Annotated in this window: 6 protein-coding genes; all 6 read left to right on the forward strand. The window is 66.2% G+C overall.

What is annotated here, in order from left to right:
* Positions 1-108 precede the first annotated feature (108 nt).
* The 6 genes from llg_RS10385 to llg_RS10410 all read left to right on the forward strand — a co-directional run bounded on the left by llg_RS10385 (position 109) and on the right by llg_RS10410 (position 17,171).
* Positions 109-9,096, forward strand: a complete 8,988-nt coding sequence (locus llg_RS10385; RefSeq protein WP_338289822.1) for a tetratricopeptide repeat protein — start codon at positions 109-111, stop codon at positions 9,094-9,096.
* A gap of 146 nt (positions 9,097-9,242) precedes the next feature.
* Positions 9,243-10,928: a hypothetical protein gene (locus tag llg_RS10390; protein WP_338289823.1), complete on the forward strand. Its 1,686-nt coding sequence runs from the start codon at positions 9,243-9,245 to the stop codon at positions 10,926-10,928.
* Between the two features lie 28 nt (positions 10,929-10,956).
* Positions 10,957-11,937 (forward strand): MoxR family ATPase, encoded by a 981-nt coding sequence (locus llg_RS10395; protein WP_338289824.1) that lies wholly within the window; start codon positions 10,957-10,959, stop codon positions 11,935-11,937.
* 70 nt (positions 11,938-12,007) lie between these two features.
* A complete protein-coding gene (locus llg_RS10400) occupies positions 12,008-12,880 on the forward strand; it encodes a DUF58 domain-containing protein (RefSeq protein WP_338289826.1) in 873 nt (290 codons plus the stop codon).
* Positions 12,877-14,646: a BatA and WFA domain-containing protein gene (locus llg_RS10405; protein ID WP_338289828.1), complete on the forward strand. Its 1,770-nt coding sequence runs from the start codon at positions 12,877-12,879 to the stop codon at positions 14,644-14,646. The genes llg_RS10400 and llg_RS10405 overlap by 4 nt, the downstream gene beginning before the upstream one ends.
* 14 nt (positions 14,647-14,660) lie before the next feature.
* Positions 14,661-17,171 carry a VWA domain-containing protein gene (locus tag llg_RS10410; protein ID WP_338289829.1) on the forward strand — a complete coding sequence of 837 codons (2,511 nt, stop codon included), beginning with the start codon at positions 14,661-14,663 and terminating at the stop codon, positions 17,169-17,171.
* Positions 17,172-17,348 lie beyond the last annotated feature (177 nt).

The raw sequence follows: 17,348 nt of genomic DNA on the forward strand, positions 1-17,348 counted from the left end.
AGCGGCGGGGTGTTGGAAAATGAGTTGTCCTTTCCAATGCCGGTTCATGATTTTCGGCGGGACAGGCTGACTAGGATCTGAAAGGGATTACGCGCAATCTTCCCGACCATGTACCCCCGCTCCGTCTTCCTTGCCCTCGTGCCCGCGTCCTTGGTGGCTGCCGTTCCGGAAGCCCCGCCGGAAAAGGCGTTGAAATACCATGAGGCGCTGCTGAAGCGACCCCACAACACGGCGTTGTTCGACCGCTTTTTTGGCGCGTGGATCGACGAACAGCCGGTCGAGGCACTGGGTGCGTTCTTGACCGACCGGGCGGAGAAAAACGGTGGCCAGGATTGGACGGTGTTGGCGCTCTATCAGTTACGTCGCGGGCAGGAGGATGGCGCGCTGGCGTCCTTGGCGAAGGCGATCGAGGCAGTGCCGGGTGATCCGGCGCTGGCGATGGACCGGGCAAAGCTGCGGCTGCGGAGGATGGAGTTCGCCGCGGCGCGGACGGATCTGGCCGCGGTGGCGGCGGGCAAGGACGACGCCCTGGCGTTGGAGGCGGCGAAGCTGACCGGCAAGTCATGGCTGCGGGAAGGCCGTTCCGAGGAGGCGATCAAGGCGTGGGACGCGGTGCTGGCCAGCCATCCCGGAGATGAGGATTTGCTGGAGGATCTGGTGGAAACGGCGGCCGCGGAGGGAGAGACGGCGCAGGCGTTGACTTATGTCGGCAAGTTGATCGAAGCGAGCAAGGATCCCTATCAGAAGACGCTGCGCGGGCTCCGCCGCGGCGACCTGCTGGCCCAGTCCGGGAAGAACGACGAGGCGGTGGAGGCCTACGCGGCCACGCTCGGCCAGGTCGGCGAGGGTTCCTGGCTGGAGAAGGAAGTACTGGCCCAGATCGAAAAGGTGTTCCGGAAGCAGGATCGGCTCGATGAGCTGGCGGCCCAGCTCGCCAAGCTGGCGGAGGCCAATCCGCGACGGCTGCTCATCCACCGCCAACTGGCGAAGCTGGAGGCGGCGCAGGGCAATGCGGACGCCGCGATCGGGCGTTTCCGCGAGGTGCTGAAGCGTTCGCCGGGCGAGCGCGAGCTGCGGGAGGAATTCGTGCGCCTGTTGGTCGATGGCGAGCGGTTGGACGATGCCGCGGTGGAACTCGAAAAGCTCATCGAAACCGCCCCGACCGAGAGCGCCCTGTATCTCCAGCTCGCCGCGCTGCGCAGCCGCGAGAACAAGACGGACGCGGTGCTGGCGGCGCTCAAGAAGGCCCACGAACTGATGGGCAAGGACGAGGGAGCGGGCATCCGCATTTCCAGCCTGATGTTGCAATACGGGCTCAATGAGCCGGGAGAAGCCCTGCTGAAGCAACTGGTGGCGGCGTCCGGCGCAGGACCGGCCCCGGCGGAGGCGCTGGCGGCCCAATACGGCCGGACCAACCGCAAGGCGGAGGCGGTGGAGCTGCTGAAGAAGGTTGGCGCGGCCGATGACGTGGACGTGGTGATCCGGGCGGCGGGCGCGATCTCGGCGCTCGGCGAAAGCGCCACAGCCCACGAGGTGCTGACCGGCAAGGCGGAGAAGTTTTCCGCCGAGCCACGGTTCCTGGTGGCGCTGGCCCAGGCGGCGCTGGCGGCCGGCAAACCCGCGGACGCGGTGCCCCCGGCGGTGAAGCTGGTGCGGCTGGCGAAGCAGACCACCGAGCTGGCGGAGTCCGTGGGGCTGGCCGGTCGGGCGATCGCGGCGGCGGACAAGGGCGAGGAGTGGCGGAAGACGCTGGAAGGGCAGGCGAACCGCTCGGCGAGCGAAACCTGTCTGCTGGCCAGCTTGATCGAGGCGCAGGGCGATTTCGCGGCGGTTACGAAGCTGCTGGAAGCCTCCACCGATCCCCTGGTGGTGCATTTCCACGCGGCGCTGCTCGACCGCCGCGGCGATTTCGACACCGCGATCGTGGTGATCTGTCGTCTGGCGGACACCGACGAAGGCCGGAAGGCGGCGTATTTCAAGGATCTGGCGGAACTCCAGCAGCGCGCGGGCAAGACCGCGGACGCCATCGCCACGGTGGAGCGCTGGAAACAGAGCGCGCCCGGGGACAAGACCGCGTGGACGATGTCGAGCCGCCTGCTGCGGGAAAGCGGCAAGCCCGAGGAAGCGGTGAAAGTGGCGCGCCAGGCGGCCTCGCGTTTCGAAGGGGACACCGATCTCGCCGCGGGCTTGGCGCTGCTCCAGGATGAATCCGGCCAGTGGGCGGATGCCGAGGCGATCTACTGGCGGCTTTACGATGAGTCGCAGAGCGCGACGGATCAGGCGCGGTGGGCGACCCAGCTCGCGCAGCTCGCGTTGAAGAACGGCCGGACCGACGAATTGGACGAGAAATTGCGGGAGCGGGCGAAGGGGAACCGTCGCTCGCTGGGGCCGCTCCTGGCGCAGGCGGAGCTGGCGCGGGTGTTGCAGAACGAGGACAAGCGCCGCGACCTGCTGCTGGAAGCCGTGCGTGTCCAGCCAAAGGATGTCGACCTGCGGCTCCAGATTTCAGCTTTGGAGGACAAGGCGGGCAACGCCGACCGGGCGGTGGCGGTGCTGGAGGAGGCGCTCCCTTACGATAATGCGAACCGGGTGCGTGCGGCGCTGGCCCAGGCGTATCTCCGTCAGGGGCAGGCGTTGAAAGGCCTGCGCGAGATGCGGGCGATGTCCGGCAAGAAGGCTGGAGACCCGCGTGCCACGGAGGACAGCGCGGCCTCTTTGGCCGGCGCGAGTCTGTATGACGAGGCGATCCGTTTCATGCGCGAGGAACTGCCGGATGGCGGTGACTGGCGTTCACGTTACTTGTTGGCGGTGATGCTGGAGGAGGACGGCCGCGAGAACGAGGCGTTGCCCCTGTTCGTCGCGCTGCTCCAGGCCCAGGGCGAGATCCCGGGGCTGGTGGCTCCGAACACGCCGGGCAGCCAGCAGATGCGGGCGCGTTACGACATGTATGGCGAGGACGTGGCGAAGCTGTTGGAATACGGAGCCGCCGCGCAGACCGCTTACATCCACAAGCAGGCGAACCGCGGTCGCGGCAGTTATTTCGGCAGCCAGGGAACCATGACGGGACCGTTCCGCCTGCCGGACACCCCGGAGTTGGTCCAGAGTCTGGCGTTGGTGCACCTGTGCAAGCTGGCCCGGAAGGAGGGCGCGCTCGATCCGAAGTTGGCTGGGCTGGTCCGGGCCGCGGGGGTGACCAACGTCGATTTCATGGCGGACTTGTTCGATGTCTATGCGAGCGGAAACGGCGATTTCCTTCCGCTCATCGAGAAGTATCCGGAGGCCTCCGGGTTGTTCGAACTCGTCGGTTTCTACGGGCGTGGCACAACCCCGGCGTTGGCCCGCAAGGTGCTCGAACGGGCGGACAAGCTCAGCCCGCTGGCGCGTTTCAACGCCTGGATGCGGGTGGTGTCCGAGGATGCGGCGGATGACAAGGCCTGGGATGCGTTCATCTCCGCGGCAGGTTCCGCGCTGGAAATGAAGAACGACCAGATGCGCTCGATGATCGGCTACCAGGTGATGTCGCTGCTCAATCCGTCGGACCGCCCGCAGCGTGGTGCCGCGCAGGCGTCCAAGGTGCCGGATTCCAAAAAGGAGGCCCTCAAGAAGATGGTGATCGAGACGCTGGTCACCAAGCAGGAGGCCGAGCCCGAGTACCTGCCGATGCGGCTCAGCGCGCTGGCCATCGCCGGAACCCAGGACCAGTGGATCGCCGCGGTGAACACGGGCTTGAAGGAGTATCACAAGCAGCCCCCTGCGAAGAAGGCGGGCAACGTGATGAACGGCCGCAACGGCTACTCGCGGATGATGCAGTACAGCCGCTACAACGGCAGCAGCTACAATCCCTGGAACTCCTCTGAGACACCGTTCGAGCTGCCGAAGCTCCAGTCGGTGCCGTTCCTTTCGCTGCCGCAGGCGGTCATCAGCCAGTTCAAGCTGCCGATGGACGAGCGCTACGGGTATAGCATTCCCTATGGCGGTGGCGTGGAGGTGGCGGATGCGATGAAACAGATCGACCGCTTCGAGTCTCCGCTGCTGCGGGCGTGGATCGCGATGCTGGCGGAAAACGACGCGGCGGCGGCGAAGGCCCTGGCCGCCAAGCCGGAACCGGACGAGGCCGCGGATTTCGCGGTGCTGGAGGCGGTGAAGGCGCTCAAGGACAAGAAACCGGCGGCGGCCTACGCGGCCCTGGAGCAGGCACGCGCGAAAGGAGCCGCGGACCGCGATTTCGCGATGTGGGTGAATGTCTCGCTGGTGGCCGTGGCGGGTGAAATGTCCGCGGAGGAACGGGTCAAGATCACCGATTCCCTGCAGGCCACGTTGGTGCAGTGCCGCCAGACTTTCGGCCCGCAAGCGGCCGCGGCGATGGGCGCGATGGCGACGAAGCTGGGTCTCGATGAACTGGCGAAGCGGCTCCAGCCTCCGGTGTTGCCCACGGGTGGCGGTAATCGCGGGATCACCGGCCCGGCGGGCTTTTCCATCCATTCCGGCCGTTCCTCCTCTTCCGGGGGCACGAGTACGGCCACGATCGAACGGATGGCGAAGTTCTCGCAGGAGCGGAAGTTCGAGAGCGCGGCCCGTGAGGCCCTGCAGGTGATCCGAGCCCAGCGCACGAATCCATACGGCTACAGCAGCTACGAACTCCGGAACTTCAAGGAGAAGCTCGGTGAGGAAGGGGTGAAGGAGTTGCTGAAGCTGGCCGACCCCGGCGATTCGAAGAGCTTGGTGAAGCGTCTGGAATACGTCGACGTGTGCGCGCGGCTCGACCTGAAGGAGCCCATGCTGGCGATGCTGGAGAAGCTCCATCAGGAACGCCCGGACGATGCCTCGGTGGCCGCGCGGATGGCTTTCTCGCTGCCCGATTCGCGCAAGGAGGAGCGGAATAAATTGATGACCACCGCCGCGAAGAGCGATGAATTCGTCACCAGCGCGGTCGAGCGCCTGGAGGAGTTCGAGCGCGGCAACACCGACGTCCGCGGCATGGTCGAGTTCTACGATGGCATCGTCTCTTGGTTGGAATCGGCCGATCCCTCGACGTTGGAAAAGGCGAATCTCACGTGGGTCTCGTACTACGGGAAGCAGTTCTTCGAAATGAGTTCCGGGAGCGGCATCCAGAGCCTGGCGATGGCGCCGCGGAAGCCCAGCGGCAAGGAGGGCGACAAGGAGCGCGAGCAGAACCAGCTCGCCGAGCGCCGGACGGCGGTGGCGAAGCGGATGGCGCTGGTGTTGCTCAAGAACCCCTCGGTGTCGGAGGAGGGATTCCGGCTGCTGTCCGTCTCGAAGTGCTGGGAGATCCCGGCCTCGGAGATGGACGGTTACGCCCGCACCGCGTTGATGACCTCGCCGGTGGCAACCACCGGTGGCTACGGGGATTCCCGCTATTTCATCCTGCGTCGTGGCAATGGTAGCTCCAGCAGCGGCGAGGACCTGAAGGAGAACAGTTCGGTGAACTGGCTGGCCGGTCGGTTGGGCCAGGTGAAATCCACGGAAGAGGTGTTGCCCGCCGCGTATCTGGACGGACTCAAAAAGAAGGATGCCAAGCTCGGCGGCTTGGTCGCCACGCTTGCTTCCATCAAGACCCTCGACCAGCTCAAGAAGTTCTGGGCGGATGACGCGCTGGGTTCCGATGCCGGGCGGGCCGGGAGCATGGTGCAGGTGGCGGTGCTCACCCGTGCGGCGACGATTCCCGGGGCCACCGGCTTCTTCGTCGATTGCCTTTCGAAGGTGAAACCGAACACGACCCGCTACAGCACCGGCGACGACGCGAAGGAGCGTTTCCTGATCCAGGTGGCGCTGCGGGCCGCGGCGGTGGCGGAGAAGGAGGAGGAGCGCGAGGCGCTCTGCCGGGCGGTTGGCAAGGCAGTCTATGGCGAGAAACCCGACTGGGAGAAACCGGCCGATCCGCAGGTGGTCTATCAGCAGGTCAACCTGTTCGAGGAGTCGTTGCGTGAGGGCGCGCTCGATCATGGGCCCGCGATGAAGCTCTGCCGCACGCTCAACCGGCTGAAGCTGCCGGTGGGGACGAGCGAGTATTCGATCGGCAGTTCCCTGCAGGCCCCGCGGATGGCGAAGGCGGAGGAGGCGGAAGCCTACCTCGCGGAAGCCGGGTTGCTGGGCGATGCGGAGACCTGGAGCCCGCTCGCGGCGTGGGTGGCGCGTTGGGAGGGAAGCGGTTCGCGTTCGCAACAGATCACGATGAAGCAGGTGTTCCTCTTCGACCGCGTGTTGGGCTCGCGGGAGTTTTCATCCTCCGATCTGGTCAAGCGGCTGCAGGACCGGAAGCAGGGGCGTTTCGGCTCGCTATTGTTCGCGGCGGGCATGACCTCGGGCAAGCAGCGGGAAACCCTGGCGATGCAGGCGTTCACGGAATCCGCGGCGGCGCTGGCGAAGATGCCGGAGGCGAAGCTGGAAGTGTTCGCGCCGGTGATGGAGTGGCTGCCCGCGGATGCCGCGGACAAGCTGCCGCCGGTGCTACGTGGGAAGTTCAAGGGCGCGGACGATAAGCGGCGGGCGGCGCTGGTGAAACAGGCCGACGAGTTCCTGAAGAACAAGCCGTCGGGAACCTCCTCGTCCTCGTATTACAACGGCAGCAATGTCACGCAGATGGTGCGGCAGTTGTTGCCCGCCGATCCGGACAAGGCGCTGGAGGTGTTCCTTGAATCCGAGCGACGCTACACGGCGGCGATTGCCCAGGGTTCGCGCGTTTCCCGGTCGACTTACAACGACTACGAGATCAGCGAGCGGGACAGCGCGCTGGCCTCGATGTTCGAATCCAGCTCGGAGTCCACCGTGGACGCGGTGCGGATGCTGCGCTTCGTGGCGAAGGTGCAGGCGTCTCCGGAAGGAGGGCGCTTCAGTTACAGCCCGCGCTACGCCGGGGAGTCGTCGGGCGGGGTGTTGCCGCGGATCGGCGAACTGATCCGCCAGCAGGTGCGGACGGCGGGTGGTCGCAACGATGTGCCGGAAACCCAGAAGATGCTGGAAGCCGCGGTCGCGATGGACGCGGAGGTGCGTGCGGATGCCTTCGCGGCGGTGCTGTGCCAGAAGCTGGATGAAACCCGGAATGGCTCGGGGAACGTGGCGGCGGAGCGGAAGAAGGTGGAGGCCGCGCGGCAACCGCTGGGGCCGGTCTACCGCTACTATCAGATTTCGCTCGGACTCCAGGGATGGAAGAGCGACACGCCGGAGGAACGCAAGGCGACCACCGCGGTGTTGGCCGAGGTGCTCGCGGATGCGGCGCTGCGCGAGCCGACGAAACAGGCCATCGCCTTCCGTGCGGTGACGCGGGTGCCGGAGCTTCTGGACGATCCCGCTCTCACCGATTTGCTGACGGGTTCCTATGAGCGCTACTGCGCCGAGGAACGCAGCGCGGTGAACGGATGGGCCGGGGCCTTGTTCGCGAAGCTGTCCCGCTATGAAGGAGGTGAAGCTGGCGCGGCCGCGGTGAAGCGGTTCAGCGAGGCGTTCTGGAAAAACGCGCAGGCGTCGAAGGCCGCAGGCCATGCCAATATCCCGGCCTCGCTCGCCGGGGATCTGATGGTGGTGTCGGCGCGGGTCGGCGATGGTGCCGGGGCGAAACGGCTGCTCTCGATGAGCCAGGGCACGCTGGTTGGCAATCTGTCCGTGATCGCCTCGCTGGTCTCCGCCCAGCAGTATGACCTCGCGAAGCAGTTGCTGCCGGCGCGCGGCGTTCTGTATCCGCGGGGGGAGACCCTGCCCGTGTTCACACGGAAGCTGGAAGAGCGCATCGAGGGATTCCGGGCGGCGGTTCCGGACGCGGAGCTGGTGACGCGTTTCGAAGCGAAGCTGCTGGCGTGCAAGGATGGCTCCGGGGACGAAGCCCCGAAGGAGAATATCCAGCAGCGCTCCGAGCGACTGGCGAAGGCCTACGGTTCCCATCCGCCGAAGGATCGCGCGGCCCAGCTCGAGATGATGCACATCATCTCGCAGACGAACCAGCTCTCCGCGGTCATCCTGCGGCCGGAGCTGGCGGCGTGGGTGAAGGATCTCGATTACAAGGCGAGCATCGATACCTGGCTGTCCTCCGCGGATACCAAGGTGGGGAATCTCCACCGCTATCAGTACTCGATGATGGAGGGCGAGATGTTCCAGGCTGCATCGCTCGCGGCGATGTTGCAGGGCGATACGTCGCTCTTGGAAAAAATGACCGGCATCCTCAAGGCCGCGCCGGTGCTCTCGAAGGAGGACGCGGAGAACGAATACTACGGCAACACGCAGCATGTGGTGAGGTCCTGCCAGGTCGGGCTCATGGATCGCGCCGCGTTCTGGGTGTGGCTTGGCGTCGCCCGTGGCGAGACGTCCGGGTTCGAGAAGGCGCTGGCGTGCTTCGAGGACCTGGCGCTGAACACGGACGGCCGTTACGAGTTCTCGCAGGAGGAGGTGAACAGCTCGCTGGCGGTGTGCCAGTTCGTGTCCCACTGGATCGGCCAGCCGCAGCGCTTCGCCGCCCTCCAAGGCAAGATGCAGAAACGCCAGGACCTGGCCAAGAAGTTCCCGAAAAACGAGTGCCTGGTACCGATGGCGAATGCGGCGGCGCGTTTCGGTGGCTGGAAGAGCGCCTACTTCGCCCCGCTGCGGAAGACCGCGGTGGAGAAGGTGTTCGCGAACCCCGGCTTCGCCCCGCTGTTGTCGCGGGATGGCGGTTGGCTCGATCGGTTGGAGGGACCCATCCCGGCTGACGTGCTGAAGGAGATCGCGACCCTGCCGCCGGAGAAGATCATTCCGGTGGTGCGTCCCTCGCTGTTCGAGTTTCGCGGCAAGAAGATGGCCGGAGCGAAGCAGTGGGAGGAATCCGCCATCGCGTTCAAGCGGTCGCTCGCCGAGATGCCGCCCGCGGCGGAGTGGAACGACATCCGCGGCGCGGTGAAGGTCGCGCTCGCCGAGGTGCTGGTGGAGCAACAGAAGAAGGACGAGGCGAAGGAGTTGATCGGCGGGATGCCGGTCGAGGAAGTCGGATCGTGGATCAAGGGGCGCTACAAGAAGATCGCCCCCACGCTCGGTGTACCGGATTTGACGGCGGCCAAGACTCCGCCCGCGTCGCCCCAACCCACACCGGAGAAGAAGGAGGAGAAGCACTGAACCGGTGGAAATTTTCCAAGGATTCCCACGCGGATTTGTCGGGACAGGAGACAAGGGTTCTGAAAGGAAATGATGTCATCACTAGGTAGTCTGAATCTGGTGTCGACGGGTCCCGTGATGATTTCCCCCTGCTAACTGATATCGCCATGGTTACCCGCCCTGAAATCGAACGGTTGATCCACCAGGTGGCGCGTCGGCACGATGGTCGCCTGGCCCGGAATCTGGTGTTCCGTGTGCTCGGGATCGCGGCCGCGGTGTCGTCGCTCGCGTCATTGGCGTGGGTCGCGCGTGGCCATGCGGTGCCCGCGGCGGTGCCGTTGGGCCTGCTTGCGGTGGCCGTGGTGGCGGGTGTCATCTGGTGGACGATGAAACGGATGCGCCCGGCCGCCGCGGTGCGGGAGGCGGACCGGTTTTTTGATCTGAAGGATGCCATTGCCAGTGCCCGCCATCTGGCGGCGACCCGGCCGGAGGATCCGGCCACCGAGTTGCAGTGGGAGTGGCTGAAGCCGCGTCTGTCCACGTGCGACGCGCGGGCGATGGTGTCGCCGTTTCCGCGGCGTGCGGCGGTGATTGCCACCTGCCTGCTGGCCGCCGCGGTGTGGCTTGGCGTGTTGCCGCCTTCGCCCGCGGTGCGCGCTGCCGAGCAGGCCGCGCGGGAGACCCGCGAGCGGGTGGCCGAATCGAAGCAGGAGATCGAAAAACTCATCGAGGAACTGGAGAAGGACATCACCGCGCCGGAGGAAAAGGAGGCGCTGAAGATGGACGAATACCGGAAGATGGTGGAAGCCATCAGCGAGACCGGCGACAAGGCGGAGGCCGCCAGGCAGTTCGCGCGGATCGAGCAGAAGATCCGTGATGCCAGCCGCGCGCTCGATCAGCGGCGCGACGAGGAGACGCTGCATCTCGCCGCCAAGGAGCTGGCGAAGGCCGAGGAAACGCAGGCACGGCAGCTTGGCAAGAAGCTCGAGGACAAGGAGCTGAAGGAGGCCGCCGAAATGCTGGAGAAACTGGCGGGCAAGAAGCTCGACCCGAAGGATCTCAAGAACCCGGAGGAGAAGAAAAAGAAGCTCGATGAGGCGAAGCAGGAACTGGCGAAGATGCGCGCGATTTCGAAACGCCTCGCCGCCGCGGGGAAGCAGCGCCAGGGAGCCCGTCAGGCGCAGGGCCAGCAGAATGCCCAGAACGCGCAGGGCCAGGGAGCGGATGGTGGGGACCAGGGCCAGAACTCCGAAGCCGGTGGCCAGCAGGCGGAACCGCTGGAGGACCTGATGGCGGAAATCGACGATGCCGCGGCGGAAGCCGAGAAGGAACTCCAGGAGCTGGAACTCGATCCCGATGCGGAGAAGGGCGACGGCGAGGCCATGGAGAAGGCGAATGGCGCGCTCGGCAAGATGGGCAAGCACATGAAGGGCATGCACGGCAAGCGCCTCGCCAAGGGCAAGCTCGACCAACTCCGCGACGGTCTCGCGCAGGCCGGGGCGATGCAGGGCCAGTCGCAGATGCTCGGCCTCGCGCAGGGCCAGGGCGGCCGGAAGGCGGGCGAGGGCACCGACCAGACCCGCCGCAACGAGAAGGATGATTCGCAGAAGAACGGCCAGCTCGCCGAACTGAAAGGCCAGCATGGCGAAGGCCCTTCGCTCAGCGCGGTGGAGGAAGCGGACAGCGGCACCGGGGTTTCCGGCCGCCGCGGCGAGGCGAAACAGCGCGAGTTCGCCCGCCAGACCGAGTCCTTCGTCCAGCGCGATGACGTCCCCGAGTCGCTCAAGCTCGGCGTCCGCAACTATTTCGAAAACCTCCAGTCGGCCCAACCCGCGGCCAAGGAAGACAAGTGATCCGATCCCTCTCCCAGACCCACCGTTCATGACCGCCACCGCCGAACCCGAAGTCGCTCATTTCAAGGAAACCTTCGACCGCATCCGCGGTGCCGTCTCCACCTTCATCGTGGGACAGCAGGAAATCATCGAGGACGTGCTCATCGCCATCTGCTGCGGCGGTCACGTGCTGCTTGAAGGCGTGCCCGGCCTGGGCAAGACCTCGCTGGTCAACACCATCGCGCAGGCGATCGACGTGCAGTTCAAGCGCATCCAGTTCACGCCGGACCTGCTGCCGAGCGACGTGGTGGGTACCCAGGTGCTGATCGACCGCGACGGCCGCCGTGAGCTGGAGTTCCAGCGCGGTCCGGTGTTCTGCAACCTGTTGCTGGCGGACGAGATCAACCGCGCCACGCCGAAGACGCAGTCCGCGCTGCTGGAGACGATGCAGGAAAAGCGCGTCACGGTGGCGAACCACACCCACAGTCTGGCGCTGCCGTTCTTCGTGATGGCCACCCAGAACCCGATCGAGAACGACGGCACCTATCCGCTGCCGGAAGCGCAGCTCGACCGTTTCTTCTTCAAGCTCGAGGTCGGCCTGCCGTCGCATGACGAGTTCAAGCAGATCCTCGACCGCACCGGCGGCAACGCGAAGCCGCACGTGCCCGCCGTGGCCCACGGCGCGGACATCCTGCGCATGGGCGAGACCCTGCGCGAGGTGCCGGTGGCACCGGAGGTGCAGGACTACCTTGTCCGCGTGGTGCGCGGCACCCACCCGAACGAGAACGCGCCGAAGTCGGTGAAACAGTTCGTCCGCCACGGGGCCTCGCCACGCGCCGGTCAGGCGATGCTTGCCGCGGCCCGCGCTCGCGCGTTGCTGGACGGCCGCTACCACGTCGCCCGCGAGGATGTCGATTCCGTGGCGCTGCCCGCGCTGCGCCACCGCCTGATCCTCTCCTTCGAAGGTGAGGCGGAAGGCGTGAAGCCGGACCTGCTGGTGAAGGACGCCCTCGCCGCCGCGAAGGGTTGAAACGGGACCTGTTGCCTGTCGTTCCGCTCGTTCTGGATTCTTGATTCTGGTCTCTGGATTCTAACACCCCGTGTCCTCCTCCCTCACCGATCCCGCGTTCATCCGCCAGCTCGACGCGCTGAACCTGCTCGCCCGCCGCGTGCTGCGCGGGTCGTTGCAAGCGGACCGCCGCACCCAGCGCCGCGGCACCGGCATCACCTTCGCGGACTACGCGCCGTATAACTTCGGCGATGACTACCGCGCCATCGATTGGAAGATCTACGCGCGCACCGAGGAACTGCTGATCAAGCTGTTCGAAATCGAGGAGGACACCACCGTTTACATCCTCTTCGATTGCAGCCGCTCGATGGCGTCGAAGTTCGACTACGCGCGCAAGCTCGCGGCGGCCATCGGCTACATCGCGCTCAATGGCATGGACCGGGTGATGGTCTATGGCATGGCGGACAAGTTGAACACGATCGTGGAGTCCGCTCGCAGCCGCAGCCAGGTGTTCCCGTTCCTGCGGGACCTGGAGGGCGCTCAGACCTTCGGCGTGGACACGGATTTCAGTACCTGCGCCCGCACCTTCCAGGCGCGGAAGGGGAAGAAGGGCGTGGTGCTGGTGGTGTCCGATTTCTTTTTCCCGAAGGGTTTCGAAGAGGGCCTGCGGTTCCTTCAGTGGTCGGGCCACGACGTGTTCGCGCTGCAGGTGCATGATCCCGCGGACCTCGAATGCCCGTGGCTTGGCGACCTGGAAATCGAGTGCGTGGAAACCTCCGCCACCCAGCGGGTGACGATCAGCGAGAAAGAGGCGAAGCAGTATCGCGAGGCGATCGCCGCATGGAATGACAGCTTGAAGAACGAGTGCGCGCGCCGCGGCGTGGGACTCGCCAGCACCACCTCGGACGTGCCGTTCGACGTGGTGATCCAGTCGATGCTGCGGAAGGGAGGGCTGGTCGCATGACGTTCGGCTTCCCGATGTTCTTCTGGGGCCTGGTGGCGCTGGTGCCCCTGGTGGCCGTCTATTTCATCCGCACCCGGCCGCGCCGTCAGCCGGTGAACGCGTTCTTCCTGTGGCAGCAGGTGTTCCAGCAGCGGGCCGCGAGCTCGTTGTTCCAGAAACTGCGGAACCTGCTCTCGCTGCTGCTGCTGGCACTGGCCTTCGGTGCGGCGGTGGTGGCGCTGGCGAGGCCACGCTTCGACGACGGCAGCGCGCCGGACCTCCTGATCGTGATCGACCGCTCGGCTTCGATGCAGGCGGTGGAGGATGGCAAGCCGCGGATCGAGCGGGCGAAGGAGCTTGCGCATTCCTGGATCACCGCGCTGGGCGGTTCGCAGCGCGCGGCGGTGGCGGACGTGGCGAAGACGCTGGAATACCGCGCGCACCTGACCAATCACGCGCGTCTGTTGAAGGATGCGATCGACGGGATGGCGGCCTCGGACCAGGCGCTCGACCCGCATGCGCTCGATGAGCTGGCGCTGCTGTCCTCGGCGGCAGGTGGCAATACCGGCAAGACCCGCATCCTGTTCCTCACCGACCGCCATTCCGCGCCGATGAAGTTGCCGGAGGGTGTGGAGGTGGTGGCGATCGGCGGCCAGGGTGGGAACGCCGGCATCGATGCCGCGGACCTGCGCTGGGAGTCGCCCGGTCGGGCCTCGCTCTTCGTTTCCCTGGTTTCGGATTTTCCGGAGGACCGGGATGTGGAGCTCGAACTGGTGTCGGCGGCGGATGGTGCGCTCGCCCGTCTCTTCACCGTCCACCTTCCTGCCCGCGGCACGGCCAGCGAATCGATCGCGGTGGACGCCATCGAGCCGGGCAACTGGCTGCTGAAGCTACGGGGCAAGGACGCGCTCGATGCGGACAACATCGCGCCGCTGGGGCTCAACGCGCCGCAGCCGATTCCGGTGCAGGTGTCCGCGAAGAATCCGTATTTCTTCCAGCAATGCATCACGGCGTTCTCACGCGCGGATGCTTTGTTCGAACCGCTCGAGGGATTCGCGCGGTTGTCGCTGGCGGTGGGGGGCGCGCCGGACACCGAGTGCGCGATCGTGTTCGCCCCGGTGGGGGATTCGCCGTTCTGGAAGAACGTGGGAGATGAGATCCAGCCCGGTCCGCCCGAAATCGTCTCGAAGGATCATCCGTTGGTGGCTCGGTTGGACCCGGCGCTGCTGGGGTTCGATGGCGCGCGCAAGCTGGCCGCTCCCGCGGGTGCGGTGGTGGTGCTGGCCCATGCCGATGGCACGCCGCTGCTCTACACCTGCTCCGCGGGCGGCAAGAGCGCGGTGGTGTTGAACTTCGATCCATCGCGCGAGGAGTTCTATCTTTCGCCGTGGTTCCCGGTGCTGGTCCATGAGGCGGCGGTGTTACTCACCGGTCGTGAGAACCAGTTTCCGTCCGCGGTGGCCACCGGCAGCCGCGTGGAGGTGCCGGGCACCGAGGAGGTGAAGAACGCGAAGGTGGAGATCGCCGGGAAGTCCGAGCCGGTCGCCGCCGCCATGCCCGCCCCGATCGAGCGGGTGGGGAACTACTCCTTTTCCCGTAATTCGACCGACTGGCACCTCGGCGGCGCGGTGTTCTCCGCCGGTGAATCCGGAGCCGCGCCCGCGGGCACGCCGCCGCCGGAAGTGAAGCTGGCCACCGGCTGGCCGCTGGCGGGTTGGTTCCTGCTGGGTGCGATCGGCGTCGTGCTCGGCGAGGAGTTTCTCTACCACCGCCGCAAGGTCGGTTGAACGTTTTCCCTTTCATGCAGTTTTCGTCCTTCCTGCCCCTCTGGTTGCTGCTCGGCTGCGCCGCCGCGAGCGTGTTCGCGTGGCGCCGTTCGCTGGTCGATCGACCGCCGGTGCGCAAGTGGCTGGCCCACGGCCTGCGCCTGCTGGGCGTGGTGTGCCTGGTGCTGGCGCTGTGCCGGCCCTATTGGCTTTCGCAGAGCGACAACCTCCACGTGGTCTACCTGGTGGACGTTTCCGAGTCGGTGGATCCCGGCGCGGTCCGCACCGCGGCGGCTGAGATCGAGCAGGCGGCGGGCGCGCTGCGCGGCTCGGACCGGGCGTCGGTGTTGTCATTCGGCACGAAACTGGCCCCCTCCGATCCCGTCGCCCTGCGCAAGCTGGCGGACGAGGCGGACAAGGGCACGGCGGAGGCGTCGCTGCGCGATTCCACGCGGATGTCCGAGGCGTTGCTCGGATCGCGGCTGGTGTTCGATGCCGGGATGGCCCGCCGCCTGGTGGTGTTTTCCGATGGCGCGCCGACCACGCCGGGCGTGGCGGATGCGATCAAGACCTTGGAACAGGAGGGCGTGGACGTTCGTTTCCGCCAGCTCGATGGGCTGAAGCGTCCCGAGGCGGCGATCGTCGCGCTTGAACCGATGACCAAGGTCGCCTACCGCGGCGAGATCGTGCGCATGCGCCTGCGGATGCGGGCGAACGAGGCGATGATCGCCACCGCCCGCGTGCTCCATGGCGGGGTGGCCGTTGCCTCCACGCCGGTGAAACTGGAGGCCGGGAAGGAAACCGCGGTGACCCTCGATGTCGCCATGACCGCCACCGGCGAGAGCCGCTGGGAAGCGGAACTCCAGCCGGAGAAGGACTGGTTCCCGGTGAACAACAAGGTCGCCACCACCATCACGGTGAAGGGCGAGCCGCGCCTGCTGGTCCTCCATCGCGACGAAAAGCAGATGCGGCCGCTGGCCCGCGCGCTGAAGAAGCAGGGGATCGAGCTGGAACTGCGCGGCGAGCGTGGCCTGCCCGACACCATGGCAGAGATGCTCGCTTTCGATGGCGTGGTGCTGGCGGACGTTCCCGCCACCGCGATGAACCTGCGCCAGATGGAGCTGCTGAAACGCTACGTGTCCGATTTCGGTGGTGGTTTGGCGATGCTGGGCTCGGAGGATTCGTTCGGCCTTGGCGGTTACTACCGCACGCCGGTGGAGGAGGCGCTTCCGCTGACCTCGCGTTACGAGAAGGAAAAGCAGAAGCCGAGCCTCGCGATGACGCTGGTGATCGACAAGAGCGGCTCGATGAGTGGCGAGCGCATAGCCTTGGCGCGTGCCTCCGCGAAGGCCGCCGCGGAATTGCTCGGTGCGCAGGACCTGATCGCCGTGATCGGTTTCGACAGCCAGCCGCAGGTGATCCTGAACATGACCAGTGCCGCGGACCGCGGTACCGTGCTCAACGCGATCGATTCGCTGGAAGCCGGTGGTGGCACCGATGCCTATCCGGCGATGGTGAAGGGCAAGGAGCTGCTCCAGAACTCGGTGGCGAAGGTGAAGCACATGATCGTGCTCTCGGACGGTGAGACGCCCGAATACGACTTCCCCGGCCTGGTGCATGACATGCGCGCGCAGGGCATGACCGCTTCCGCGGTGTGCCTCGGCGAGGGCGGAGCCACCGAGCTGATGAAGATGATCGCCCGCGAGGGTGGTGGCCGTTACTACGAAACCAGCGAGGCGGCGAACCTGCCACAGATCTTCACCAAGGAGACGATGCAGGCGTCCCGCTCGGCGATCAAAGAGGATCTCTATGGCACGGTGGTCACCGGCGACCATCCGATCCTCTCCGGCTATGAGAAAAGCCAGCTTCCCTTTGTCCTCGGCTACGTGATGACCCAGCCGAAGCCCTCGGCGAACCTGCTGCTCGCCGCGGAAACGGGCGATCCCTTGCTGGCCGTCTGCCGTTACGGCCTTGGCACCGGCCTATGCTGGACCTCCGACCTCACCGAAAAGTGGGGCGGCGAGTGGCTGGGCTGGGGCAATGGCGGCGCGTTCTGGGCGCAAGTGTTCCGCGGCATTGTCCGCAAGGAGCAGTCGGCCGGACTCGCGGCCTCCGGCTCGGTCGATCACGAACGCTGGCACATCGATGTCACCCGCCGCGATGAACAGGACCGCCCGGTGGACCGCGTGAAGTGGGACGTGAAGGCGATCGATGCGAACGGCGGCGATGTGCCCGTGTCCATCCGTCAGACCGGCGTCGGGCGTTACCTCGCGGATGTGGATCTCGCGGGTCGCGACCGGGTGAACGTCAGCCTGCGCGATCCCGACCACGCCCTGATGAAGACGCTCGGTTGGCAGCGCGATTACCCGGCGGAATACCGGCTCGACCGTGAGCCGGAGCCCGCGCTGGCGGCATTGGCCCGCTTCGATCCGGCCTCCGTGCGCGCGCAGATGCCGCGCACGGCGGTTTACCAGGACATCGCCCACTGGTTCGTTTACGCCGGGTTCGCCTGCCTCATCGGCGGCGTGGCGGTGCGGCGGATTTGAGGGAGGCGGCGCCGCTTCGAAATGTAGCTGAAAGCTCTGCTTTCAGAATGTATCGGACGGCTCCAGTCGTCCGGCGGGATGGAGCGTGTTTGGCCCAACCAGCCACCGCCAACAGAGCTGGCGGAGACAATTCGAAAGCAGAGCTTTCGACTACAATCAGGTGAAGATTGAGCCGCG

Source organism: Luteolibacter sp. LG18 (assembly GCF_036322585.1).
Lineage (GTDB): Bacteria > Verrucomicrobiota > Verrucomicrobiia > Verrucomicrobiales > Akkermansiaceae > Luteolibacter.